We start from the raw sequence: 25,781 nt of genomic DNA, 5'->3' as shown, positions 1-25,781 counted from the left end.
CGGCCCTATCATCACGCGATCAATGGCCGTCACTCTTTCGGCCACCCCTTCCGCAGTGCACACCGCATGCCCTGGCAGTCCCACACGCGCAGGCGTAGCGTCGGGGCAGGGTCCAGACCGGCGCCCACCGCGGTCCGACCTGCGCAGCCGGCCCCGGTGACCGAACATCCTCCGATCGGAAACATCCACCGAGGAGTCCCGATGAGTCAGCCCGTTCCCGTCCCACCACCTCCGCCGACGCCGCAACCGGCGCCCGCGCCCATTCCCGAGCCGCCGTCGGAGCCGCCCATCCCGACGCCGAGCCCCAGCCCGGACCCGCAACCCGCACCACCGGCGCCAGACCCGGCCCCGCGGCCGACGGTCATCTGAGCGCCGCCAGGGGAGTACCGGCGTCGACGACGAGCGGTCGCACCGCGCCGACGCGGGTAGTCCTAGCGCGCGGTAGGTAGCCGGCCATCGGAAAGTCGCGTAGTGCGACCGCCTAACAAACCCGCATCCGGGGCGCGACGGTGAGGGGGTCAGAAATCGCCGGTCACCCGGTGACATCCACCCACGGTTTCCCAAGGCGCTCCCATGGACACCCTTTTCGACATGCTCGAGATCCTCGGCATCATCGCCGCCGTCTCGATGGTCAGTACACCCTCGGGTGACTTCTATTCACGGGCGATCTGCGCGGCACGACGGAGCTACTTCTGATGTGCCGCGCAGTGTCGAGTATCCGTCGACCACGGACGATGTCGGGCCACGCACACGAATGCGAGCGACAACAGCGAATCTGTGACAGTCCACGGCTGCGTCGTCCACGGCAGCGGCGTCGGAATGCCGAACCGGAAGCAGAGTGACCCCTCATTGAATCCTGCACAACTCACCCTCACTGACAACAACTTTCAGTGTCGACGCCGATCTCGAGGTCAGCTACGCCTCCGGCGTGAATGTTCCGCGGAGCGCACCGCGCTTGCGGGCATCGGCGACTGCGGCATCGACGCGGGTCATGATGCTGCTCGAGGCGAACGGTACCGCCGACGGGCGTGACACGATCCCGATGACGGTGTGCGGGGTGGTGTAGACGGGCCCGCCGGAGTCGCCGAAGATCGACCAGGCGAAGGCGTCGAACTCCAGGGGACCGATGCGGCCGATGACGCCGCATCGTTCACCAGGGAAGACGACGCCCTGGCCGTACTTGCAGGCCATCTCGCCGGTCCGTGGGATGCCGATGCGGGATGCGACGATCGGTGAGCCCGGCACGGGGCCGATGCGCACGCCGGGGCGCAGGCGGATCAGCGCGTAGTCGAGAACGTCGGTGACGAAGACACCCTCGCCAGGAAAGGTGCCGCGGGCGATCACGGTGCCCAGCGTGGTCGAACGGTCGGCGGTCCTGACGCTGGATCCGATGCGGGCGCAGTGGCCTGCGGTCAGCGCCAAGCGTGTTCCGGTGCTGTCGTGTCCGGCGGCGGTGAGCACGCAATGCCCCCACTGCCCGGGTTGGGGGCTGACGGCGATGACCAGGCCGGCGCCCACTGTCGGGGCCGGCGGAGACGTGGCCGACGCGGCTCCTGGATGCGTGAGCGTGACCATCCCGGCCGCCAGACATGCCACGATGGCCGTGAGAGAGTGTCGGCGAGGACGTCGTGTTGGGTGCATAGGTCGGCTTCCGAGCAGGGTATCGGACGGTGAACATCGTATGCGTCGGTCGCCGGGACGGCTTGCCTCGACACCGAATCGTTGCCCAGCCCATGCGCGTCCGCGTGTGCTGAAGCAGGGCGAAAGACGCTGTACGGCAATGATCGCGCCAGTACGGCGCCGGCACCGTTTCCGCCGCGTCTGAACCCGCCGCGCTCATCCCGGCGCTGGGCTGAGTTGGATCGGCGCGTACTCGATACCGGCAGCGTCGGTAGTCGACGGTATGGATGCTGCCAACGCGGTGCTCAAGCACCTCGGCATCGCCCCGTTTCCGCCGACGATCGGCTCTCGCGTTGGCCTCACGTCTACTTTCGCCGTGGGTGGCGCCGGTCCCCGGTTCGTGCCACAGCTCTTCGGCGGTCTCACACGGGGCGGAACGCGGGCCAGAAGGAGAGATCCTGTCCGGCCAATGAGCGGCATCACCGAGACGATCCTCAATGCCATCAAGAAGCTTGCACAGGAGCGCGGCATTCGCCGCTGTGGGACGAGCCGGCCGTCGACAAGCACTTGTGCAAGCGTGCGACTTCACCGCAGCGGTTCTACTCTGACCTCCATGCGCGGAATCATTCTCGCCGGTGGCACTGGCTCCCGGCTGCACCCCATCACGCAGGGCGTCAGCAAACAGCTCGTACCTGTGTACGACAAACCGATGATCTACTACCCGCTCTCTACTTTGATGCTCGCGGGCATTCGGGACATCCTCGTCATTACGACGCCCTCAGACGCCGCGGCATTTCAGAACCTCTTGGGTAACGGTGACCAGTTCGGTGTCGACATTAGTTACGTGCAGCAACAGTCACCCGATGGCCTAGCCCAGGCGTTCGTACTCGGCGCACACCACATCGGGAACGACTCCGTGTCCCTTGTTCTGGGCGACAATATCTTCTACGGACCGGGACTCGGAAACCAGCTTGGCGGCTTCGATGGACTCGACGGTGGTGCGGTATTCGCCTACTGGGTCGCCAACCCGCATGCATATGGCGTCGTCGAGTTCGATGGTGACGGGACGGCCGTCTCGCTCGAAGAGAAGCCGGACCAGCCCAAGTCCAATTTCGCCGTCCCGGGACTGTACTTCTACGACAACGATGTCATCGAGATTGCCAAAAACTTGCGGCCGAGCGCACGTGGCGAGTACGAGATCACCGATGTGAACGCGCACTACCTGGCGGCAGGCAAGCTCGCGGTACGGGTCTTGCCACGGGGAACGGCGTGGCTGGATACGGGCACCTTCGATTCACTACTCGATGCCGGCACCTTCGTGCGTACGGTGGAACAACGCCAAGGACTCAAGATTGCAGTTCCCGAAGAGATCGCCTGGCGTCAGGGTTTCATCGGCGATGACGAACTCGTCGCGCGAGCGGAGAAGCTCCGGAAGTCGGGGTACGGTGACTACCTCTTGGGGTTGATCGCTCGCGGCTAGCCGCCTCGGTTGGCCTGGAGGGCCGCACCCCTACGGGGCCGACGACGCGTCCGCCGCGCCGGCTCCACCACGCTCTCGATCCCGAATGCTGAACGCACTGTCGACTAGTGCCGCAATGTGTGTCGTCAACGCGAACGTGGGCCCGAACTGTGCCCATATCGGAACGGATGTCACCACCGCGGCGGCTGCACCAGCGGTGGTGTCACTCGCCAGGTTCGTGGCGACCTGGGCGGACGGATCGACGTCGCTCCAGCGCAACTCCGACGACACCACCGCCCAACAGGCACGCCACACGCCGTAAGCATCCGTGACGGAGGCCCCCGACTCGGTGGCACTCGCGATGAACGACTCGGTGAGCACCGACGGCGGTGCACCATTCGTTCCGCTGGTACGTAGCAGTGCGCCCATCCAGGAGATCTCCGACAGCCGCTGGTGAATATCGAGGACTTGGGCGACCAATCGATCGCGAATAGAACCGGTGTACTCGGGCCAGACGATCCGCTGACCGGTCTCGTCCACCACCATCGACAGCAGCGCCGATTTGTTGGGGACGTAGTAGTACAGCGACATCGGCCCCATGTTCAGTTCGGCGGCCAGCGCCCGCATGTTGAGTGCCTCGACGCCGCCACGTTCCAGGATGCTGATCGCTGCATCCACGATCTGGGTGCGCCGTGGCGGTTGCTGTACTGACACGATGATCAGCTTTGCTGATCGGCGCCAAGATCGCCACTTGAGGATGGTCGGTGAACCACCATGAACTACGGACGCGACGCGCCTCACATCGCTGTGCCCGTTCATGTGATTTGCACCATTAACGATCGTCAATAGAAATCGGTTGAATTCTGCAGCATTGACAATGTCTCTGGTGGGTTCGTCATCTGTTCGGGTGAATTAGTTGTCTGGGTGAACCCTCGAATGTTTCCACCATGTTGATTTGTGGGAAAGATGAGGACGACTGATCGTGGCCACTGATTGTCCCGAGACTCCCGGTCAACGATGAGATGCAGTGGTGTACAGGGCTTTACGTGATAGTTCCTGCTTCCGAAAGCCAGTCTGTCCCTTGTTCTGGGGACGACATCAGCGAGACAACTTCGAATTGTGCGATCGCGCCTGTCGGTTTACAGTTCTTTTCGTACACGTCCGAGTAAGCAGAACTCGGTCAGGACTCAATCGTATTTTGCGGTGTTCACGGGGGCTTTGGCTAGTGCAGGTGGGGGTGTGCCTGCGCACACGGACGAGAGGTCGGTGCCCATGTATGCTGCAGGCTTCATCGGTGTAACTCTTCGGGGGAAGTTGTGACCGCAGATCGTGACGATTTTCGTGATGCTCATCCACTGCACGCAGTGGATGAGGTCGCCAAACCCAGCACTAGCTGGGTGCACTCCTACCTGACGACCCTCGCAGTGAGTGATGCTCTGATCGTCGCCGCCGCCGTGGCCACCGCACAGCTGGTCCGGTTCGGTTCTGACGATCCGCTGCAACCCAACGGCAAGTTCGGTGCCCCGGCGCTCATCGTGTCGGCCGTCCTGATCGTCGCCTGGCTGCTTGCCCTCCGCGCGTTTCAGACGCTCGATCGACGCGTGATTGGGTCGGGTCCCGAGGAGTACAGCCGAGTGGTCACCGCTTGTCTGTCGGTGTTCGGTGTGCTGGCCATGCTCGACCTGCTGTTCCGGCTCAACATAGCGCGCGGATTTTTGTTGATCGCGCTCCCGCTGGGGACTGTCGGGCTCCTACTCGAGCGGTGGGGCTGGCGTCGTCGATTGAGCCGGCAGCGTCAGCGAGCTCGCCATCTGAACACACTGCTTGTTGTCGGCGGTGTGCGAGCATCGAAGCCCTTGGTCGAGCGTTTCATCGCCGATCCGTCTCTCGGTTACGACGTCGCAGGCGTATGTCTGCCACCCAGCCGACGCGGTACGCCCGAGGAACTTCGGGTTGGCGACCGCATGATCCCCGTGTTCGGCGACTTTGATGACGTTCGGGATGCGGTCATCCACACCGGTGCTACCACTGTTGCGGTGACAAGCACCGAAGCCCTCGGACACCAGGCGATGCAGGACCTTTCGTGGGATCTCGAGGGCATGAATGTCGAGATGCTCGTCTCTCCCGGAGTCACGGACGTCGCTGGCCCGCGGATGCTGGTGCGTCCGGTAGCAGGTCTGCCGCTGCTCCACATCGACAAACCGCGCTACGACGGCGCTAATCGGTTCCGTAAGGCGGCGGTCGACCGTATCGGTGCAACGTTGTCGCTGCTGGCGGTGTCTCCGGTGATGTTCATGGTCGCGTTGGCAGTGAAGCTAGATTCCAAGGGGCCAATCTTCTACAGAGCTACTCGGATCGGTGTGAACAACACTCCCTTCCTCATGTGGAAATTCCGATCGATGGTCCAGGACGCCGACCAGATCCGCGAGGAACTAGCCGACCTCGACGAGGGGGCCGGTGTCCTGTTCAAGTTGCGGGAGGACCCACGCGTCACCCGAGTGGGCAGATTCATTCGGCGGTACAGCCTTGACGAGCTTCCCCAACTCTTCAACGTAATGGGCGGAAGCATGAGCTTGGTTGGCCCGCGACCACCGCTGCCGGCCGAAGTGGAGCAGTACGACGGTAGGGTGGCCCGCCGCATGCTCGTCAAGCCGGGCATCACCGGATTGTGGCAGGTCTCAGGACGCTCGGATCTGAGTTGGGAGGAGTCGGTGCGGCTAGATCTTTCGTACGTGGAGAACTGGTCGATCATGCAGGACATCGTTATCTTATGGCGCACGACGCGGGCGGTAGTGGCGAGGGACGGTGCGTACTGACTGGCAGTTCAAATCCCCAAGCTGAAAGATGTGTCAGGCTAGCTCTGGCTCCGACGAGATTGTCAATAATATGCAATGGTGATTTTGATTCTAATGGCAGTGAAGTTGAAGAGGGCCGCATATCGGCAAACTCTGCCCGCCACTTATCCGATCCCACAGCAAAACCGCCACGCGCCCGTTCCATATCCGGTGACAGGTACGTACACACCTCCGAAGGCTGGGGAGCACGATTGGCCTGTATCTGAACGAAGCAACGACGTCAAGGTGGCGACGCGCCAACTAAGTAAGTGGCATCTAGCAAGGGAACGGCAGAGCCTATCATGGGTGACCAACCAACAGTCCGGATTCTCGGAACGCACGGTGTACCCGCCAACTATGGCGGATTCGAAACCGCAGCTGAGAACGTCGCCAGGCACTTGGTGACTCGTGGATGGCGAGTCATTGTGTATTGCCAGATAGAAGGCGTCGGGAACCTCTACGAAGATGTCTGGGAAGGGATCGAGCGTGTTAACATCCCAATACCCAATAACGGTTGGGTCGGTACTTCGCGATTCGACCTGCTGTCAATTAAACATGCCACGCACTTCAACGACGTGTGCCTCACGTTCGGGTACAACACCGCGATCTTCAACACATGGCAGCGTCTGAATAAAGTGCCCAACGTGATAAACATGGATGGCATTGAATGGTCGCGTGCGAGGTGGGGGAAGTTCCGCCAAGCGATCCTCTATGTCAATGAGCGCATAGCGTGCCACGTCGGCAACACACTTATTGCCGATCACCCAGACATCCGAACGTACCTATTAACTCGGGCGCCCGATCGGAAGATCGAGACAATCACGTATGGTGCCCACCCAGTGGGGGAAGTTGGTGACGCAGCCTGCGCAACGTACGATCTGACTCCCGGAAAGTACTTAACTCTTATCGCCCGACCTATTCCAGAAAACTCGATTCTTGAGATCGTGCAGGGTTTTACCCGGCGCCGCAGGGATGTTGATCTTGTTGTCCTGGGAAACTACGACCCAGCTAACGACGATTACCACGCTGCAGTCATGAACGCAGCAAATGACCGCGTGAGGTTCCCGGGCGGCATCTATGAGCCCGACGTGGTTCAGCAAATTCGCTTCAATGCGTTGGGCTATCTCCACGGGCACACGGTAGGGGGAACGAATCCGTCGTTGGTGGAGGCTCTCGCCGCTGGAAACCCGGTGATTGCGCAAGACAACGCTTATAACCGGTGGGTGGCGGGCGACGCGGCGCTCTACTTCGACGACGCAGCCGGTGTTGACGAGCACCTAACTCGCATCATCGACGATCCGAACCTGGCGGCACACCTGAGTGCAGCTGCTACGAAGAGGCACAATGAAGAATTCACGTGGGAACACGTTGCAGGGCAGTATGAAGAGGTCCTGAGACGGTACGTCAAGCGACCCGGGCGACGATAGAGAGAAGTGAATCCAATGAGAATCGGCTTAGTTGGGTTGGGAAAGATGGGTATCTCCCATCTAGCTATTGTCGGGGCACATACCGACTTCGAGATCGCTGGGATTTGCGATGCAAACACCTACCTCCTGGATGTTCTGTCGAAGTACTGCAGTTACACCCCGTATACGGATTTCGACGAGATGCTCGAAACGGCCGACCTCGATGCGGTACTTATCGCTACGCCGTCGCGCCTCCACGGTCCGATGGTCCGTAAGAGTCTTGAGAAGGGTATCCACGTTTTTTGCGAAAAGCCATTTTGCCTAAACCCAATTGAATCGGAAGAACTGGCGGCGCTCGCAACCGCTCGAGGGTTGGTGACGCAAGTCGGATATCACAACCGTTTTGTGGGCGCCTTCCGCGAAGTCAAGCGGTTGCTGGAGACCGAAGCGATCGGAAGGGTGACACATGTGCTCGCGGAATCCTACGGACCGGTGGTGCTGAAACCGAAGGGCGGAACCTGGCGAAGCAACAAGGCCGAGGGCGGTGGATGTCTTTATGATTATGCAGCCCATCCAATCGACCTTGTCGCCTGGTACATGGGAGTGCCTAACTCAGTGAGCGGTTCTGTTCTCGGAGCGATGTTCTCGCGTGAGACAGACGACCAGGTGCATTCGACGTTGTCATGGGATTCGGGGACGACGTGCCAGGTAAGCGTGAACTGGTCCGATGAGTCACAACGGAAGATGACCACAAAAGTGACTCTCTGGGGAACCGAAGGTCGGATCATGGCGGACAGGCAGGAGATCCAGGTGTATCTGCGTGACACCGCTGCGGCGCCGCACGGGTACGAGACCGGGTGGAATGTCAAGTACACAACCGAGCTCACCGAACCCGTCGATTTCTATCTGCGTGGCGAGGAATACTCAGCGCAAATAGACGCCTTCGCTGCCCGGATCAAGGCTGGGCAGGTCGACGGAACCAACGACTTCCCGAGCGCAGCAGGTACCGACAGGTGCTTGGCATCCATCGTCGAGGACGCGTGCCGGACGGACCGGACCCCCATCGATTCCGACCGGGCGGCGCCGCGCGCAACTCCTCAGCTGAGTGTGGAACGACCTGGGCGCGAGGTGAGAGCCGTTGCCGGCGATCTGGCTCGCGCTGCGAGCAGGGCTGCCCACGAGTATGTGCAGATGGCGCGCACCTGGTCCGCGAAGAGGAAGTGATGAAGATGGATCGAATCCTGTTTGGCGACAACCAGTTCTTTGGCGTCAACCATATGTCCGAGGAAAAGGCTCGGGCCCAGGCCATGAAGTTCCAGGACCTCGATGAAATCATGACGGTATTGCGCAGCGCCTACGACAACGGCATCACCACATTCATGTGCACCACCCACGCACGGATCGGTGACGTCATCGAGCGGATGAAACAGGAACCCGACGCATGGAGCAAGCAGACGTTCTACCCGTGCATGCCCTACGCCCATAAGTACGCCAACGCGATGACCGAAGACGGGATGCTCGGCGCCATCAAGAAGTTTCTTCCGGACAGCGGGCTGTTCGATGCCGCGCTGCGTGGGACCAGGTCCCTTGCTACCAAGGATATCGAGGGAATAACTACACTTCTCATTGATGCTGAGATGAAGATGTTCGATGGATTTCCAACGCCGGTGATCTTCCTTCAGAACGTGGTGGTGGATCTCCTCCTCGGACTTGGGTTCAAGGACGCATTCGCAATTTTTGCGGATCACGTTAAATCGAAATACAGAGCGGAGCCCGGATTCATCACCATGAACCTCCCGTTGTGTCTGGAGACCTTAGACACCGTAGGTATTGAGAACCCAATAGTATGCTCAAACATCAACAAAATCGGATTTCGGATGTCAGGTGGACTCGATGCGTATGAGCAGGCAATTGCCACTCACGAGTTCCGGGCGATCGCGATGTCTGTCTTCGCATCTGGAGCCCTGTCGCCATCCGAGGCACTGGACTGGCTGAAGTTGCAGGGTATCGATTCCTTCGTCTTTGGGGCCTCTTCAGGACACAATATCCGTTCTACAAGAGAAATCGCTACGAGTGTGTGGGCATCCTGATGGTTGAGCGACGTGGTGGTCTGTGCCGCACATCCGGCCAGGCGGGGTAGTGATGAATCGCAAGCTCAGATCGGTCTCTAAATCGACCAATGCGTCTGCGTACACGAACAGTACCTACTACGTCGAATGGGCGCTGATTTCAGCGGTTGGCGCCGTCCTCGTCGGATTCGTTTCGTTCTGGCCGATCCACGTGACGGCAGGTTGGTTCGATCAGAGTATATTTCACTGGCCAACCACAGAATCACTAGCACGACAGTTACCAGCACCCGAAATCTTTGACCTGAACACCGCTACGGGACCCACTTATCACCTGCTCGCTTCTTTCGTAGCGTGGGCGACTGATCTAAGTATGATGTGGACGCAGTTCATAGTCGGGTCCGTGTGCTGGGCTGCTGTCGTAGGTTCAGTGCTTTGGATAGCGAGGTCACTTCCGCGATCGGCGCGACTGCTTGCCGTTCTCGTGGTCGTTTCAAGTGTATATGTGCTTGAGAGCACACTCTGGATGACCACAGACGCGCTGACTCTTGCGCTTTCCACGGTTGCTCTCGGATTGATCCATAGGCTGGCTGACACCAAGCGATTCGATTTGAAAAATATCCTAGCAATTGGATTGCTTATCGCATTGGCGTGCTCAGTACGCCAGACAGCAGTATGGCTACTTCTAACATACGCGGTTGCGGCAGTAATCGCCTCGCCTTCGCGGGCGGAACGTCCGCGGATCATCATATTCGGTGCCACTCCTACGATCGCTGTCCTCGCGATACTCTTCACAAAGTGGGGCGGTTTCACGCCGCCGTCTGCGCGAGTTGCAAATGGAAGCGGACCGGAGCCGCTGGGTATCCCAGTGGGATTCTCGCTTTGGTTCTTCTTCGCGGCACCCTTGGTTATCTATATCTGGCAACAATGGTCGCCGAGAGCAATGCAATTTGCATTGCTTAGTGGAGCTATGTGCTCAACCCCGGCACTGATTTGGACGAGTACGTATACCTACCCGGATCGGATGGGAGGCTGGCTGTGGAAGATCGCGGAGCACTCGGGATCGTTGGGGAATAGGTCACCAGCTATAGTAACCTTGGCATTTCTCGGTGGAGTGGCCGTGTTTCTACTGCTAAACACGATACACGCTAACGGCGGTTCGCACTCAGCCTGGATTATAGGTGTTTCTATTTATGCGTCGATCGTAGTGTCGAGCGCCTCTTCCATGGCCTTGCTCAAGTATCGCGAGATACCGCTACTTGTGTGTTTTCCGCTTTTGGTCGTCCTTCTCTATAAGTACAGGAGAAATCCGTCCGTACCATTTCGCTCCAGGATAAGCATCTCGCTAACGGTGCCTGCCTTACTACAAGTTGCCGCCGCCGTCGCAGTCGTTGGACTTCCGATAGTCCGCTACATCGTTGATCCAGCGTCCGTCCCGGATCCAGAGTGGGTTCACAATGCGGGGTAGAACTACACAAGGTCCGTCCCAACAGCGATATACGGAAGACACTGCGATACCCCTCATCGATTCAGCTCGACCTTCAAGTGCGCCGCCAGATCGAAACACGACTATCCGTGCAGCCGCATCGACTATCTTGGCCCAAGCAATGAAGCTAGCCTTGCTGACGGTCAATATGGCCGTGCTTGGCCGACTCCTCACCCCAGCTGATTTCGGATTAGTTGCGCTCGCTGTTTCCGTAATTGGGATCGCCGAACTATTCAGAGATTTCGGTTTGTCTACTGCGGCGATTCAGGCAAAGGAATTAACAGCCGCGCAGCACTCGAATTTATTCTGGCTGAATACAGTTCTTGGTGGAATACTATGCGTATCTGTAGCGGCCCTTGCCCCTCTAGTCGCGCTAGCATTTCGGCAGCCACAGATGGTTGGTATTGTCGCCGTGCTGTCTCTCGTCTTCCTTCTGAATGGACTACAGACCCAGTTTCAAGCAAAGCTGGCACGTGACTTTAGGTTCAATCAGCTCGCGGGGGCTGATGTGGCGGCTCAGCTTGTAGGTACGTCAGTCGGAATCGCGATGGCCGTACTAGGCGCCGGAGTATGGTCGCTGGTTGGCATGCAGCTCGCTACCTCTGGTGCTCAGCTAGTATTGCGTGTAGGGCTCGCTCACTGGTTCCCTGGATGGTATCGGAAAGGTCAAGGGATTGGCCATCTGGTGAAGTTTGGCCTCAACCTAGGTGCCTCACAAGTACTTGGATACGTCGCGTCAAACGCTGCAACCATCGTGATGGGGCGACTAGAGACAGCGACTGTACTAGGCTATTACACGAGAGCCCAACAGATATCAACTATTCCAAGCAATCAAGTCTATTTTCCACTTACCAATCTCATCGTTTCGCGTATGGCGAAGGTTCACGACAAGCAAGTCTACAAGTTCGAAACTGGTAGAATCGCCGAAATTTCGGCAATATTCGGGGTATCTACATTTATATTTGGCGCCACATTCGCCGAACCGCTGGTTCAGGCTTTGCTTGGCAACCAATGGGGACCGTCAATTATTATATTGCAGTTGTTGTGCATAGCCGGATGCTTCCAATCGCTAACTTACGGCTACTATTGGATGTTCCTCATCCTGAACCGCACGGCCTCTCTACTGCGCTACAACGTAGTTACGAAGTCGGCTCTGATCGTTGCGGTTATTCTTGGCGCGGTTACGTACGGAGGCGTTGGCGCAGCAGCAGCCCAAGCTGTAGTTGTGTTCGTGTCGTGGCCCTTGTGTTGTGCCTGGTTGGCGAGCGACGACAGAATAGACGCCATTGCACACATGATGGCTGGGCTGAAGCTCATTGTAGTCGGTAGCGTCGCGTCAACGTTCTCGTTACTCGCGCGAATTCTACTGGAAAGGCTGGGAGTTGGAGAATTGGTGGGGTGGGGCAGTGGTGCGACCATATGGTTCGCAACATGGTCCATTATCATGATTGCTCTATACCGAAGAACTGCAATACGTATTCTGAATAGGCTCTCGATGAGAAGGCTAGGTAACTAGATGCGAATACGTCGCGTCACGCGCATGAGCGCCAAGAATCTCGTAAGTATCGCCCGGACGCGTTTGGCCAGATTCTATGATTCTGACTACTATGTGAATTACTGCTTCACGATAGATGCAGTGATCCTCGCCGCTGCTTCGCGATTGGTCGGGGCCCGGCCGGTAACGTGCCGAGAGCGTCCGTACTCCGTCGTTGTGCTCTTCTCGGCTGGAGGGAATACGGGAGACGAGGCTATGCTCTGCGCCTTTCTAGATAATCTCTCAACGACGCAAGATGTGCTGCTGATCTGTCAGGATGCGAGCCGATTTGCGGGGATCACGGATTCCGCTTCATCGGAGTCGCGAATCGTGGTTGGATATTCTATCCCAGGATTCGGAGTATCAGGGGCGATTTCGCGGTTGGTCCACACATATAGATTCGCGCGCGCTGTAAAACATGCTACGGATATTGGAGTAGTGGGTGCGGACATGGTGGACGGGATATACTCACCGTCAGGTTCGGTAAGCCGGCTTAGCATTCTTAATGCGTCAGCGCGACGAGGAGTTCCGGTCGCGCTTCTGGGATTCAGCTGGTCAAGTGGTGCACCGAAGAATGTCACTAAAGCGCTACGTCGTGTCAGCAATATGAGCAACGTAAATCTTTATGTGCGCGACCCAGCGTCGTATTCGCGTCTGCAATCGCTAGACATCTACCCTATCTGTCGCGTTGCCGATATGGCGTTCTCGATCGATGTTGGCCGAGCGGCATCCATTAGTACGCTTTCGTGTGACGCAATTCCGAGGAACTATTGCATAGTAAATGTGAGCGGTTTGATTGGTGCTCGTATGGGAGGTGGAGCTGTACCGGAATACTCAAACCTGGTGAATACAATAATTGAGTCTCTCGATATTGACGTCGTGCTGGTGCCGCATGTCGATAGGCAATGGGACAGTGATGTGGCGGCCCAATTGGAAGTTGCATCGCATCTTGTTGACGAACGGCGTATCCAATTGGTTGATCGGCGCGTTAGCGTTGCGGACGCCTTAGCGTTGGTTAGAAGCTCGCGCTTCGTCGTCACAGGTCGTATGCATTTGGGTATTCTCGCGTTGCGATGTGGCGTTCCCGCGATCATCTTGTCCACCCAGGGTAAAGTCGAAGGGCTCGAAGAGCTGATGCCAGGACTCGTTAGGAGTGTGCGTCCTGAGGTAGGGTTCGGTGCCAAGGTGGCCGAGGTGCTATTGCAGCCAGCTTTTCACCATCACGCCAGCGATCCTCGGATTGCAGACAGCAGTGCACTGGTAGACGCTGCGGAGGGCGCTGCACGGAGGAACTTCTCGTACTCAATCGTCGGCAACTCACTCTCGGGATCGGTTGTGTGACGTGAATACTGGCCAAGCCGGTTCATCCGCCGGAATAGATCGTCCAGGGGTGTCTATTTACGCAGGAGCTAAAGTGCGCAACTGTGTCAAACGAGCTCTCCTGAGGAACCCAGCAATACGGGGCCGAGTTAGCGAAGTCCGGCTCGCCCTCGAGTATGCGCGGGATTGGAATAGATATCGGCTCCATTCCGGCTTCCAGAGATCCGGAAGCCGCTCATGTTCTGCGCAACTGATTATGGAAGCTCACCGGTTAGAGAAGGGGCTGTCCCTTGAGTCTCCTCGTGCTTGGTTTGGGCAAGAGACCTTGGAGCAAATGCTCGTTAGCCTGTCGCAGTTGGAGGGGATTACAGATGAGTTTGCGGAATTTGCACGAGCAATGGCCGAAGGCGCGGTTGACGAGTACTTCACGTTCCACGCAAGTCACGCTGAGAGGGTTCATCCGCGACCAGCTTGGGTGAATTCGGTCGAAGCGCGCTTCATCGAAGTATTCCATCGCGGAAGATTGTCGACAGGGGGGACCAAGCCATGCAGCGTCCGTCCAGACATCGCTGCTGACCAGCTAGATGCTTTTTTCCTTTCACGTGAGAGCGTGCGAAACTTCAGCGAACGCCTTGTCAGTATGGAGGACATAGAGGATTCGATCGAGATCGCAGCTTCGTCGCCGACAGTCTGTAACCGTCAGGGTAGTTTCGTCCGCGTTTACCCCAGGGGAGAGAAAGCTAACTCCATTCTCCGGCTGCAGAACGGGAATACTGGATTCGGTTCCGGGGCTAGCCACATACTTCTCGTGACCCATGAGATAAGCGGCATGTTCTCCGCGGGTGAGCGTCACCAAGCGTATGTTGACGGCGGGCTATTCGCAATGACTCTCGTCTATGCACTTGGTGTCCGACATATTGGGTCGTGTTGTCTCAATTGGAGCGTCGTGACCTCGACAGATTCCGAGCTCCGAGTCGAAGCTGGTCTTCACGATAGTGAGGTCGTGATCATGATGATCGCAATTGGATATCATGATCGAATCAGGGTTGCTAGCTCGCCGACCTTTGAAGCGAGGCTCCGATGACTGAACTGTCCTCTGTCGACACCAAGAAAGCAATTAGTGTCTGCTCGCGCGGTTGGTCTATACGACGCTGCATGGCATTGACGAGTCCTTCAGGTCAGATCCTTGAAACAGGTGGGGGCGGGTCGTCTTGAACATAGGTACAATTCTGTCCGACCGCGCGCTCTTGGTCGCCGCGTTGGCAGTAGCAGTTGGACTAGTTACAGTGCTATTCTTGACCTTCGGTGGCGACAGAGTGGTAGTTGCGATAACCTTCTTCGTCCCCTTCACCTTTCCAGTGATTCTCTTTGGCGGTGCCGGGCATAGACATGTGGGCGTGGCACCGTCGAGCCCCGCGGTTACCAGCGCCATGCTTCTGTTCTCAATTTGTGTCCTCTACCTGACTATCTCTCGTGGAATCCGAACTCGGATTCCGTGGCCTTGGACACCGTTGACAATCTACTGCTGTTTCCTCGCCATCTTCTCGTGGGGTTTCGGTGATTTCCCAATGGCGGGCTACCTAGCGATAATTACTGCGACGCTCGGATGGACCGCGGGTGGGTGCATGTTCTCACTAGTGAGAGCTGGTCGCATTGAATGGCGTTGGGTCTATTCATCAATTCTCATCGTGCAGTCTATACAATTAATCGTTTGCGTTCTCCAGCGATCGGGATTCTCAATATTTCCGATGGACAGATCGACTGCTCTGGAGATGGCGTGGCGTGTCAACGGCACTTACTTTCATCCGACGGCACTCGGGAAGGTAGGCTTCGCGCTATCGATTCTGTCGGTAACGGGTCTAGTGGCGCCAGATCGGAGTATCAGGGCCGTATCCGTTGCCTCGGTGGGTGTCAGCGGTGCCTTGATGTTGTTAACTGGCGGCCGAGCAAACACAATAGCATTTTTGGTACTCTTAGTGCTATTTTTGGCGTTTAGCAGTCTTCGAAGCGCGCATCGTGGTCGGAAACGAAACTCGCGGGTGTTGTGGTTTGTGCTCGTGATTCTGATTGTCGCCCTAATCCCGATGCTCGGGTCCCGATTCGCGGTTGATCCCGAGGGTGGGCAGAGGGACCGATTATTGGCAGTAGGTCTCCGTCAATTAGGGAGAGTATGGCTACATGGAACTGGACCAAATACATATGTCGAGTCCGCGGGTGATTTGGATTCGCTAACGGCTAGTGGTTGGTTAGTTCACAATGCGTACGTGCTAATCGCCGCGGAACTCGGTGTTATCGGTCTCGGATTGTACTTGTTCCCCTATATTGCAGTCGCCTTTAGAGCTTTGAAGTCTCGGAATCGGACGGACGCGATTGGCGATATATCTCTGGCTCTTATGGCGTCTGTTCCTGGCTTCATAATTATTTGCTGGACTGGTTGGGGCGGCGTTCAATTCTTAATAGCTCCATTGTGGGCTTTTGTACTGGGTTTTATCTTTGAAGCGCTTGGTAGCAACGGTCGTCGCTCGACGGCGTTGGAGTTTCGAGAACAGGTTCGTGTCGACGTTGGGCGGAAGCAGAATAGTTCTGCTGCGGGCACCGCAACGGTGTTTGGAGCCTTAAGCAGATTGGAGAGATAGGGTGCGGCGTGGGTACCAGTTTGCTCGATTTGGTCGGGCCAACAGCCGGCCCGGGAGGCGGGGAAAAGAGCCACGGAGTGGAGTTTTCCCTAGATCGTTACTAGGGCGGGACCGCCGGGTACTGACGAAGGTTAACGACCCTGTTCATGGCCTGACTTCTCCCGTATCGCCATCTAGTGGTCGGAGGCTCTTCGGCATTGAAGGACTTCGGGCTATAGCAGCTATGGGCGTTCTGATCGCTCATTGCAGCGATTTTCTTGCGGGACCAGCTGTCACTGCGACCGTCGGCTACCCGCTAAAGTTAATGAGCTCTGGGCTTACTCTGTTCTTTGTTTTGTCGGGCTTCCTGCTGTATCGCCCTTTTGTCGTCTCTCTAGCCAATCGTCGATCGCTTCCTGGGCTTCGCAGGTTCCTAGAAAACAGAGCACTGAGAATATTTCCGGCGTACTGGGTGGTCCTTCTTGTTTGCGGCCTAGTGCTCGGAGTAGTCAATACACGTGCCTTGGATATCGGAGAAGAATTCGCTTCCTCTACTGGGTATCTCACAGACGGGCGCCTCTTCATTACAAACCTCCTACTTTTGCAAAACTACTATCCTGAAGGTGTTAAGACGGGCCTGGGGGTGTCTTGGAGTCTTGGGGTGGAGGTTGCGTTCTATGTAGTAATGCCGGTCGCATGCATCTATTTGGTCAAGTTGATCGGTTCACGAATGTCGGTAGCCTTTGCGCCAGTTGTTCTGTTCCTGATCGTCGGCACTTCGTCCCTCGTATTTCTTGAGCACGTTCTGAATTCCGCGGGGTCGGAGGCCGAACAAATGTATCTCCTGTGGGGTCAAAGTTGGACGGCGGTGCTTGCGCGAAGCTTCGTCGTTTGGTGCAGCCTCTTCGCTTTCGGTATGATAGCAGCGGTCTTGTTTGTTGCTCAGAGTGAGGGCAAGATCCCCAAGACCTTGGCTGGGCTTCAATTGACTGTGCTTCTCTTGCCTGTCTCGCTCCTAATTGCCGCCGGTTTGTTTCGGACGGCATATCGCGACCTAGGACTGGCATTATTCTTTGGCTGTCTTATTGTGTATGCAGCGACGCCAAGCGCTAATGGATCTGCCGTGCTTGCTTCGCGCATGCTAGAGCTGCCTCCCATTCGATATTTGGGTGAACTCTCCTACAGTATTTACCTGTGGCACGTTCCTGTAATCATTCTGGGCTTGAAGCTCCGGTGGCTAGTTCCCTCCTCTGATTCACTATCTGATTATCTGAAGGGATTTGTGATTGTAGTGATTGTCGTAGTTTCCCTATCTTCCTTAACGTATCACTTGGTGGAGAAGCCCGCCCTGAGGTTGAAACGTGCAAGCGTATCGAAATCCGGGAGTTGAGGACTTTCCTACCCTTAGGGGATAGCCGTTCATTTGCCGGTAGGAGTCGAGTTCGCATCTGTAGACCTGACCTTGCGGGATCTGCTATGTGATCCCGCAAGGGGGCTTTGTGGTGGAGACAGTTCTTCTGTGGCTCCGATTTAGTTCTCCCAGATGGAGATTTCGCGGTGGATGTCATATAGTCACACGGTGTGCGCGAATTCTTTGGCGAGAAGTTCGCGGTGATAGGTCAGAGCGAGATTCGCGTGACGGTAACGTGGTAAGGCGGGTTTATGGAAATCGAGCGGAACGTGGACACTGGCCCGTCGGCTGAGCTGTCGGTTACTTCAACTCTTGATCGAGGTACGTCGATCAAGAGTTTTGTGCGCATGATAGTCCAGAGATGGGCGTGGCTCGTTGTTGCTGCGCTACTCTTCGGTGTGGCGGCCTTTGCTGTCACTTTCTCCCAGACTCCTGAGTATCAATCCACAGCTACGCTTTACGTAACGTCCGGCGTCGAGAATGACTCCAATAGTGCCTACCAGGGTTCATTGGCGTCCCAACAGAGGGTGGCGTCTTACGCACGGTTGATCCGTTCGGATGCGGTTGTGGCTGCAGCGCTTGATATCTCTGGGATTGGGTTGTCGAAGGAGGATGCTGCGGCTTCGGTATCTGCAGTCAGTGATACGGATACCGTACTGCTGAGCATAACGGCCACTAGGCCTGATCCGGTTGAAGCTAGTGCGTTGGCGAACGCGGTCGCTGCCGCGATGGTGAACTATGTGTCGACGCTCGAGAAGCCTTCCGATGGGGGTCCCGCGTTAGCCCGATTAACCATCGTGAGTCCGGCTTCGCCCAGTTCTGATCCAGTATCACCGAAGGTTGTACGAAACGTCCTTGTCGCAATTGTCGCGGGGGCTATTGTGGGATTGGCGTGCGTTGTTGTTCGCGACCGGTTGGATTCGAGCGTGCGCACGGCCAAGGATATAGCTGAGGTTTGTACCTGCCCGGTGCTCGCGGAGGTCCCCGTGGCTGAGCGCGCCGAACCAGGTAATATAGCGGATTTCAGCAGAGGTGGAATGGGGCCCGCTGAGGCATATCGGAAGCTCCGAGCCAATCTGGGGTTCGTGAATGTGGATTCCCCTCCACGAAGCGTGCTTGTAACGAGTACGCACGCTGGCGATGGTAAGACAACAACTGCCATAAACTTGGCGATTGCACTTGCTGAATCGGGTCAGCGCGTCGTTCTTGTAGATGCTGACTTGCGTAAGCCAACAGTATCGTCGCGACTGTCTATTAATGGGACTGTGGGTGTAAGTAGCTATTTGAGAAATGATGCGCCGCTGAGTGATTTACTTCAGCCTTCGGTGCTTGAAAATCTGTCTGTACTCGCTAGTGGTGAACGACCGCCGAATCCGTCCGAGTTACTTGGTAGTGATCGCGCCCAGGAACTCGTCAGTTCGCTAGAAGAGCTATTCGATTTTGTCGTTATTGACATGTCTCCTACACTGCCAGTTTCTGATGCAGCGGTCATGGCGCAATGGGTTGATGGCGTTGTTTTTGTTGTTCGGGATGGTTCAACGAAGAAGGCGGATCTGTCAGCGGCTCTTTTGGAGGTTTCTGCGTCACATACCCCGGTCGTAGGCGTTGTGCTGAACGCTGTTTCCTTCGCGGGTCGTGGCTATACTTACGACTACCGATACGGTGAGGAGGACTAGTCCGTCGTTTGGATGCGCTGTTTAAGCCAATGTGAATAGTGGGCGGTTACGTTAGTTCCGATCGTTTATACTATTCATCGTTGCCGTAGTTTTCGAACCCTATCTTTTTCTAGGAGTCGGATGCGAGTCCTGATTGTTAATAAGTTTCTTCATCATGTTGGCGGCGTGGAGACATATGTAGAGGCCCTTTCGGCGATACTGGACGGGCATGGTGCGGATGTATCGTTCTTCGGAATGCATCCACCAGAAGGCGAGTTGCTCATGCCGGCAATCGGGGGCCGTGCCGTGTTGAGCCCTCTACGGGATTTCAATGGCGCGCCACATGTAGCAGCTCGGGCTGCGCTGCATTCCGTCTATTCTTTCGAGGTCGAGCGACTTCTCGAGCGCCACGTGGCGAACTTCAGGCCTGACATCGTTCATGTCCATTCAACGTGCAGGCAGTTGACTCCGGCGGTCGCCAGAGTTCTTGCTCGAAATAGAATACCATCAGTATTAACTGCCCACGAGTATAAACAGGTTTGCGCGAGTCAGCGACTCTGGGATGACAAACGCGAGGAGATTTGCGTCGATTGTGTTTCGAAAGGTCTATTGGGTCGGTACCGTTCCATCGTCAAACGTTCGTGTGTAAGGGGCTCCCGCTCCGCGTCCTTGATTTCGCTACCGGAGATACCGTTGGCAGATAGGCTGTGGAACTCTGCTCGGTCTGTTCTTCATGCTCCGTCTCGTTTCATGGAATCGATACTGCTCGATGCGCCCTACATAAGTGGGCGCATTGTGTATTTCGATCTTCCATGGGGCGCTGAGCAACCACGTGCGGCAGCGAGCGACTGTGCGGAGCGGGTTCTCTACATAGGTCGACTTGCACCGGAAAAGGGCGTTGACACTCTGCTGAGAGCATGGCCTATGGTCAAGCAACTCCGGCCGGACGCGAAACTGTGTATCGCGGGTGACGGTGAGGCGGCGCCATTACTCCGTGATCTCTCGCGTAGTCTCTCCCTGTCGGGGGTCGAGTTTGTTGGACGTTACGACCCCAGCGCGTTGGCGGATTTGCTGAATCGGTCTGCGGTGACCGTGCATCCATCTCGATGGCACGAGAACAGCCCATTCACAGTTCGGGAGAGCTTGCAGCACGGGGTGCCGGCAGTAGTCACGAGCGTCGGCGGCTTGAAGGAGATGGTTTCGGAGTCGAGCGGAAGTGCGGTCGAACCAGATTGTCCCGAGTTGATGGCGGGGGCGATTGTTGCTGAACTTGAACGTGGTCGAGCGGGCTCCAAAGATCTGATTAAGGCCGTTCGACAACGTCGTGTTTCGGATGATGAGCATCTTCGGGAGCTGCTGTCGGCGTACTCATTGGCGGTCGCGGAAGTAGCGAATCGTTGAGAGGTGATGAAGTGATCTTATCTGATTCGAGGGGCGTACTTGTCAGAGCCATCGATGCTGTCAACGACGCTCTTATAGTAATAGTCACATATAACTCCGAGCCCAATCTCCCTACCATCCTGGAGACAATAGAAGGGTGGGTGTCGGTTGAGCACCGGCGGTGCGCAGTCGTACTGGATAACTCCAGCAGCATGGTGATTCGGAGCGGAATCGAAAGACTCTCGTCTGCCGATCATCATCTTGGAACTGTTATGTACATCGCGAACCCCAACAACGAAGGGTTCAGTTACGGCGTGAACATCGCGGTCAATCGAGCTGAGTCGTGTTGGTCGCGGTTTGGGCGCATCGTCTTGATTAACCCTGACGTATCTGCGGAGCCTGGAGTTGTTTTGGAGTTGGCTCGGCGCGTTCAGGCTAGCAATGATATAGGCGTGGCTGGCGCATTCTTGCGGACCGGGGAAGGGCGACAAGACAATGGCTGTGCGAGGCGGAAGTGGAACAGGCGCCGTCTGTTCGCGGACGTGTCCGGTGCGCGTGCTTTGGTTCGTGTCTTGGGTACAGATTCCCGGAACATCGAAGCAGAGGTCGAAGAAACCGATGTCGACATTGTTAGTGGGGCACTTATGTGCATACGTCGAGATATTTTCGCGGAGGGCCTTGATACCCGCTTGCCGATGTACCTTGAAGATCAAGAGATCTGCCTGCGTTCCAAAAGAGCCGGGCGACGTGTGGTATCGTTCAGCGATATTTCCGCTATTCACGGCGGTGGAGAGAGCAGGGTATCGGCTCGTGACCGCGCGCGTCCGCTGAGATGCCTCGAACTTGCGGAGGCTCCTACGATGATTATGAGGGACTGGGATGGCTACTCAGTTGTCTCTATTAAGGCCGTGATAGCAACCGCAGCCCTCGTCCGCGCTTCACTTGCGGTTCCGCTTTTCGGAGTGATGGTCGCGCAGTCCAGGCGTCTAAGAGATCCGCTGGCCTACTTGGCGTACAACCTGCATCTCACGGTGTGGTTGGTGCGTTGGAGCATTTTCGCGGACCCGATGCGTGAAGAGCGGCTCACACTTTCTGAGTACTTCGATGTCGACGCTCGTATGGGTCTGAATCGAGGTTAGGTAGATGATCTTGAATGGAGGTTGCTCCGGGTGGGCAGGAAACTTCTCTCGCTAACTCTGAAGCTTCCGTATGAGGGAATCGATAATGCGGGTGGTGCTCTCGTTGTTTCGCATTATTCGCACCTTTCTGAGTATTTTGATATATCGACTTGGGCACCTGATTCTGCGGACAATAGGACTGCAGAACGTTCCGGCGTGGTGGGCGCCCGAGATGTGAATGTGGTGCAATCATCCTGGGCCAGGCGAACGGTGCTCGGCAAGGTTGTAGCGCTTGTGGTACGGGTTGCGTTGCCGGTGCTACCTGATGTTGATTTCTTGCTTCAATGTCTTTTTTGTCGGCGGCTGCGTCGCGTGATCAAAGATGCGGAAGTGGTTGAGTTCCAGTGGTTTGAGTATATGAGTCTGGGTCCTATTGTTCGTTTGCTGAATCCACGTGCCGCTCGCATAGGTGTTGTCCACGATGTAGTTTCGCAGAGTATTGAGCGGCGTACTAGTTCTCTTCCCGAGCCATTGAGACGCGTGTATCTGGGGATGGTTAGAATTCAGGAGTCGTTTGTACTCCGGTCGGTTTCCGATGTCGTCGTATTGAGTGCGAAGGACAGAGATCTCGTGTGCGATCGGTTTCCCGGTGCGCGAGTGACTATTCTTGATCCTCCACTTTCCGGCTACGAGAGAGAACGGTCGGAGTCAGCGTGTTCGTTGGCCGCTAAGGGTGCCGTGTCGGAGGGGTGCACAGCATCGGTTTCCTTTGGAATGTTTGCAGCATTCCACCGAAGTGAGAATGATGACGCGGCCAACTGGTTGTTGAAAGAGTTGTGGTCTGACGTTATTAGGGAAGTGCCAGCCGCCCGGCTGTACTTGGTAGGCGGAGGGCCTTCGGAGAGACTCATTCGGACGGCGTCAGCGATGCCTTCGGTTCAGGTCACTGGTTACGTGAAGTCCATGGAAGATTATTATTCGCTGGTGGATAACGTGATTATTCCACTTCGGCTTGGGGCGGGCGTGAAGTTCAAGACAATTGAAGCGATGATCCGCGGGAAGAACCTAGTTTTGACTAGTGTGGCGAGTGAGGGCGTGGCGGCGTCCGAATGCTTTTTTTGTTTGTCTGACGAGGCGGTGGAGATTTCGGCAGCAATGGTGGAGTTGGCTTTGAATCTGAATCCCGAGAAGGCCAGGGCCGCCCGCGAGAACGCGTTGCAGGCCCTGATCGGTCGTTACGAGTTGGACAGTTATAAGAGCGGACTCAATACCGTCTACGGCTGCGCCGACCGGTCCGGACTCGGGAGTTCTCCGAGTGCAGGGGTCTGAATGATGTTAAGGGACTCGCCGGAGTTGGGTGTGACGCTGCTCGGAAAGTGCACACACGAGTTGAGCTTTCGATCAGCGAAGAGTCCCTGGACGGTGGATACCGTCTGGGGACGGTCCGCTGAGCATGGGGACGGTATCGGAGATGAGTAGCGACGGGCCGACGGCAGTCCTGATAGTGTGTACCGGCAATTTGTGCCGGTCGCCTATCGCTGAACGGACTCTCGTGAGGCAGGTGGAGGAAGCGGGAGTCTCTGCTTCAGTTGCCAGCGCGGGTGTTGGTGCGGTTAGTGGACAGTCGATGCATCCGTTATCGGCCCTGACGCTCTCTGAGCACGGATACGATCCGTCTAGGTTTGAGGCGCGATTTCTCAGGTCAGAGGACGTCCAATCCGCCGACCTGATACTGACTATGACTCGACAGCACCGCGCCGCCTGCCAGCAGATGGTGCCCGCCCAGTGGAGGCGGATGTTCACTCTCATTGAGTTCGTGGAGTTGCTACGTGAACTCGGAGACGTTGATCTGACGGTGGTTATGGAGTCGCGTTCGCGGATCGACACTAATTCGCCGCGACTAGACATCGCCGACCCTATGGGGCAGCCTAAGAAAGCCTTTGAACGGGCCTTCGCTGAGATTGAACCACGGACCCGCATAGTTGCGGCGTGGTTGGCGGGAGACGTCTCGACTGCTCCCGACCTGCCCAGTGCTAACGAGCGGGTGAGCGACGTGCCGCCACCCGCAGACGGGCTCGGAGACGGGAGCTTGAGTGGAGGAGACGACCCCAATCGTCCTTGGTATCGCAGCCGGAATTTGTGGCTGGGAGTGGGGATCGTCGTCGCACTTCTTGTGCTTTCAGTCGCATGGCTGGCACTCTCGGTCATCAAGGTCAGGGGTGACCTGGAGACCGCTAGAGATGAGGCGCAGCAGGCGCGCACCGCACTGCTGAATGGCGACACCCAGAAGGCGAAGAGCTCGGCGAGGTCAGCCACTGATGCCGCCGAATCAGCTTCGTCTCGCACATACGGCATTGTTTGGTCAGTAGCCGCAGCGGTCCCATGGTTGGGTGAGCCCCTCGATTCCGTCCAACAGATGAGCGATGCAGTCGCCGACTACTCATCACAGGTCCTGGAACCCTCCGCTGATCTCGCGACGGTGCTCGATCCATCACAGCTACGTACCGGCGACACCATCAACACCCGAGCACTGCGCGACGCAGAACCCCAACTCGCCACAATCGCCGGCATCTCGGAGTCGATCACGAACCGCGTGTCCGGCATCGACTCGAGTTGGTCGGGGACCGTAGCCGACGCCCAGAGCCAGCTCACCGACGTCATCGACCGCGCCAACGCCACCGTGCAAGGGACCCACGTGGCATCCCAACTCGTCCCGTCGATGCTCGGCGGTGAGGGGACGCGCAACTACTTCCTTGCGCTGCAGACACCGTCGGAATCGCGTGCCACTGGTGGGCTGCTCGGCGGTTTCGGCATTCTCGACGCCACCGACGGCCGGGTGACAGCACCGGAGCTGGGGCGCAACTACGACCTCGAGAACCCGCCTCGACCACAGATTGATCTCGGCGATGACTTCAACTACCTCTACGACTGGACCCACGTCTACACCGACTTTCGCAACAACAACATCAGCCCGAATTTCCCGGACGCAGCACAGATCTGGATTGCCAACTGGAAAGCGCAGAGCGGGCAGCAGCTCGACGGCGCCATTGCCCTCGACCCGATCGCACTGAGCTACGTACTCAAGGTCACCGGCCCGGTCACGCTGGCGAACGGCGAGAAGATCACCGCCGACAACGTCGTTCCGATCACGCTCTCGACCTCCTACCAGCGCTTCGCGAACGACAATGATGCACGAAAGGCATACCTGCAGAGCATTTCTCGTGCGGTGGTCACGCAACTGAGCAAAGCGCAAGGAGATACCGGCGCATTGCTCGAGGCTCTGGGGCGTGGCGTCCACGAACGTCGCATCATGGTCTACAGCACCCATCCGGACGAGCAGGCGATTCTCGAGACCACCAATCTCGGCCACCAGATCCCGGATTCGTCGGCACCGTTCATGGATGTCACCGTCGGAAACGTGGCCGGCAACAAGATCGACTACTACCTGCGCCGCGACATCAGCTACACCGCCGGGGCGTGCACCGGTGATACCAGGCAGTCCACCGCGTCGATCACGCTGACCAACACCCTCGACGACCTGTCCCTCCCGGAATACGTCATCGGGTCGATGGGTGCCCCCGGGGCACAAGTGCCCCGCGGAACCGCCTTGACCACCGTGCAATTCACCCTGACCCGCGGTGCCACCGTCGACACGTTCAAGGTCGACGGCGAACCCGCACTGCGCTCCTCCGGTGAGCTCAACGGACACCCCGTCGTCTACACGCAGGTGCGCGTCCCGCCGGGTGAGTCGGTCACCGTCGAGGTCACACTCACCGAGCCCACCTCCGCGCACGGTCAGGCACAGGTGCCGGTGCAGCCGCTGGTGGACAATCCCACGCCGACCGTCGACGTGCCAGCCTGCGGCTCGGGCGGGTGA

Annotated in this window: 17 protein-coding genes and 1 pseudogene; 16 read left to right on the top strand and 2 right to left on the bottom strand. The window is 57.3% G+C overall.

What is annotated here, in order from left to right:
* Nucleotides 1–573: 573 nt before the first annotated feature.
* Nucleotides 574–696, top strand: coding sequence for a hypothetical protein (locus tag ABLE92_RS12250; protein WP_348805032.1), 123 nt, complete (start codon nucleotides 574–576; stop codon nucleotides 694–696).
* Nucleotides 697–915: 219 nt separating this feature from the next.
* On the opposite strand, the gene ABLE92_RS12245 is transcribed toward ABLE92_RS12250, so the two are convergent.
* Complete coding sequence (locus tag ABLE92_RS12245) at nucleotides 916–1,596, bottom strand: chymotrypsin family serine protease (RefSeq protein WP_348805031.1); 681 nt, start codon at nucleotides 1,594–1,596, stop codon at nucleotides 916–918.
* 637 nt (nucleotides 1,597–2,233) lie between these two features.
* Between ABLE92_RS12245 and rfbA the strand changes: the two genes are divergently transcribed.
* Nucleotides 2,234–3,100 (top strand): glucose-1-phosphate thymidylyltransferase RfbA, encoded by an 867-nt coding sequence (gene rfbA, locus ABLE92_RS12240; protein WP_348805127.1) that lies wholly within the window; start codon nucleotides 2,234–2,236, stop codon nucleotides 3,098–3,100.
* Nucleotides 3,101–3,130: 30 nt separating this feature from the next.
* Here rfbA and ABLE92_RS12235 read toward each other — a convergent pair whose 3' ends face one another.
* Entirely contained in the window at nucleotides 3,131–3,793 is a 663-nt protein-coding gene (locus ABLE92_RS12235) for a TetR/AcrR family transcriptional regulator (protein WP_348805030.1), read from the bottom strand.
* Between the two features lie 602 nt (nucleotides 3,794–4,395).
* On the opposite strand from ABLE92_RS12235, the gene ABLE92_RS12230 reads away from it, so the two are divergent.
* From ABLE92_RS12230 to ABLE92_RS12170, 14 genes and pseudogenes are all read left to right on the top strand, one after another.
* Nucleotides 4,396–5,895, top strand: coding sequence for a sugar transferase (locus tag ABLE92_RS12230; RefSeq protein ID WP_496560794.1), 1,500 nt, complete (start codon nucleotides 4,396–4,398; stop codon nucleotides 5,893–5,895).
* A gap of 320 nt (nucleotides 5,896–6,215) precedes the next feature.
* On the top strand, nucleotides 6,216–7,340 hold the full coding sequence (locus tag ABLE92_RS12225; RefSeq protein WP_348805029.1) for a DUF1972 domain-containing protein: 1,125 nt from the start codon (nucleotides 6,216–6,218) through the stop codon (nucleotides 7,338–7,340).
* A gap of 15 nt (nucleotides 7,341–7,355) precedes the next feature.
* Nucleotides 7,356–8,543 carry a Gfo/Idh/MocA family protein gene (locus tag ABLE92_RS12220; protein WP_348805028.1) on the top strand — a complete coding sequence of 396 codons (1,188 nt, stop codon included), beginning with the start codon at nucleotides 7,356–7,358 and terminating at the stop codon, nucleotides 8,541–8,543.
* Nucleotides 8,543–9,409: a hypothetical protein gene (locus ABLE92_RS12215; RefSeq protein ID WP_348805027.1), complete on the top strand. Its 867-nt coding sequence runs from the start codon at nucleotides 8,543–8,545 to the stop codon at nucleotides 9,407–9,409. The genes ABLE92_RS12220 and ABLE92_RS12215 overlap by 1 nt, the downstream gene beginning before the upstream one ends.
* 1,433 nt (nucleotides 9,410–10,842) lie before the next feature.
* Nucleotides 10,843–12,387 carry a lipopolysaccharide biosynthesis protein gene (locus ABLE92_RS12210; RefSeq protein ID WP_348805125.1) on the top strand — a complete coding sequence of 515 codons (1,545 nt, stop codon included), beginning with the start codon at nucleotides 10,843–10,845 and terminating at the stop codon, nucleotides 12,385–12,387.
* Nucleotides 12,388–13,746 (top strand): polysaccharide pyruvyl transferase family protein, encoded by a 1,359-nt coding sequence (locus tag ABLE92_RS12205; RefSeq protein ID WP_348805026.1) that lies wholly within the window; start codon nucleotides 12,388–12,390, stop codon nucleotides 13,744–13,746. It begins immediately after the preceding gene.
* A gap of 235 nt (nucleotides 13,747–13,981) precedes the next feature.
* Entirely contained in the window at nucleotides 13,982–14,809 is an 828-nt protein-coding gene (locus ABLE92_RS26165; RefSeq protein WP_496560793.1) for a nitroreductase family protein, read from the top strand.
* A 1,553-nt stretch (nucleotides 14,810–16,362) separates the two neighbouring features.
* On the top strand, nucleotides 16,363–17,730 hold the full coding sequence (locus ABLE92_RS12200) for an acyltransferase family protein (RefSeq protein WP_348805025.1): 1,368 nt from the start codon (nucleotides 16,363–16,365) through the stop codon (nucleotides 17,728–17,730).
* A 272-nt stretch (nucleotides 17,731–18,002) separates the two neighbouring features.
* Nucleotides 18,003–19,427: a tyrosine-protein kinase domain-containing protein gene (locus tag ABLE92_RS12195; RefSeq protein ID WP_348805024.1), complete on the top strand. Its 1,425-nt coding sequence runs from the start codon at nucleotides 18,003–18,005 to the stop codon at nucleotides 19,425–19,427.
* 120 nt (nucleotides 19,428–19,547) lie between these two features.
* Nucleotides 19,548–20,807: a glycosyltransferase gene (locus tag ABLE92_RS12190; RefSeq protein WP_348805023.1), complete on the top strand. Its 1,260-nt coding sequence runs from the start codon at nucleotides 19,548–19,550 to the stop codon at nucleotides 20,805–20,807.
* A gap of 11 nt (nucleotides 20,808–20,818) precedes the next feature.
* Complete coding sequence (locus ABLE92_RS12185; RefSeq protein WP_348805022.1) at nucleotides 20,819–21,925, top strand: glycosyltransferase; 1,107 nt, start codon at nucleotides 20,819–20,821, stop codon at nucleotides 21,923–21,925.
* Nucleotides 21,926–21,955: 30 nt separating this feature from the next.
* Nucleotides 21,956–23,233, top strand: coding sequence for a glycosyltransferase (locus ABLE92_RS12180; RefSeq protein WP_348805021.1), 1,278 nt, complete (start codon nucleotides 21,956–21,958; stop codon nucleotides 23,231–23,233).
* Between the two features lie 124 nt (nucleotides 23,234–23,357).
* A pseudogene (locus tag ABLE92_RS12175) lies at nucleotides 23,358–23,738 on the top strand (arsenate reductase/protein-tyrosine-phosphatase family protein); the annotation flags it as partial.
* A gap of 582 nt (nucleotides 23,739–24,320) precedes the next feature.
* A complete protein-coding gene (locus ABLE92_RS12170) occupies nucleotides 24,321–25,781 on the top strand; it encodes a DUF4012 domain-containing protein (protein WP_348805124.1) in 1,461 nt (486 codons plus the stop codon).

The sequence above is a fragment of the Gordonia oleivorans genome (assembly GCF_040044975.1).
GTDB classification, from domain to species: domain Bacteria; phylum Actinomycetota; class Actinomycetes; order Mycobacteriales; family Mycobacteriaceae; genus Gordonia; species Gordonia oleivorans.
The sequence above is the reverse complement of the archived record's forward strand: the minus strand, read 5'-3'. Positions and strand labels throughout refer to the sequence as shown.

Coding starts and splice junctions, on each gene's coding strand:
- ABLE92_RS12250 (WP_348805032.1), top strand. CDS start 574: ATGGACACCCTTTTCGACATGCTCGAGATCCTCGGCATCATCGCCGCC.
- rfbA (WP_348805127.1), top strand. CDS start 2,234: ATGCGCGGAATCATTCTCGCCGGTGGCACTGGCTCCCGGCTGCACCCC.
- ABLE92_RS12225 (WP_348805029.1), top strand. CDS start 6,216: ATGGGTGACCAACCAACAGTCCGGATTCTCGGAACGCACGGTGTACCC.
- ABLE92_RS12220 (WP_348805028.1), top strand. CDS start 7,356: ATGAGAATCGGCTTAGTTGGGTTGGGAAAGATGGGTATCTCCCATCTA.
- ABLE92_RS12215 (WP_348805027.1), top strand. CDS start 8,543: ATGAAGATGGATCGAATCCTGTTTGGCGACAACCAGTTCTTTGGCGTC.
- ABLE92_RS12210 (WP_348805125.1), top strand. CDS start 10,843: ATGCGGGGTAGAACTACACAAGGTCCGTCCCAACAGCGATATACGGAA.
- ABLE92_RS12205 (WP_348805026.1), top strand. CDS start 12,388: ATGCGAATACGTCGCGTCACGCGCATGAGCGCCAAGAATCTCGTAAGT.
- ABLE92_RS26165 (WP_496560793.1), top strand. CDS start 13,982: ATGGAAGCTCACCGGTTAGAGAAGGGGCTGTCCCTTGAGTCTCCTCGT.
- ABLE92_RS12195 (WP_348805024.1), top strand. CDS start 18,003: ATGGAAATCGAGCGGAACGTGGACACTGGCCCGTCGGCTGAGCTGTCG.
- ABLE92_RS12190 (WP_348805023.1), top strand. CDS start 19,548: ATGCGAGTCCTGATTGTTAATAAGTTTCTTCATCATGTTGGCGGCGTG.
- ABLE92_RS12170 (WP_348805124.1), top strand. CDS start 24,321: ATGAGCGATGCAGTCGCCGACTACTCATCACAGGTCCTGGAACCCTCC.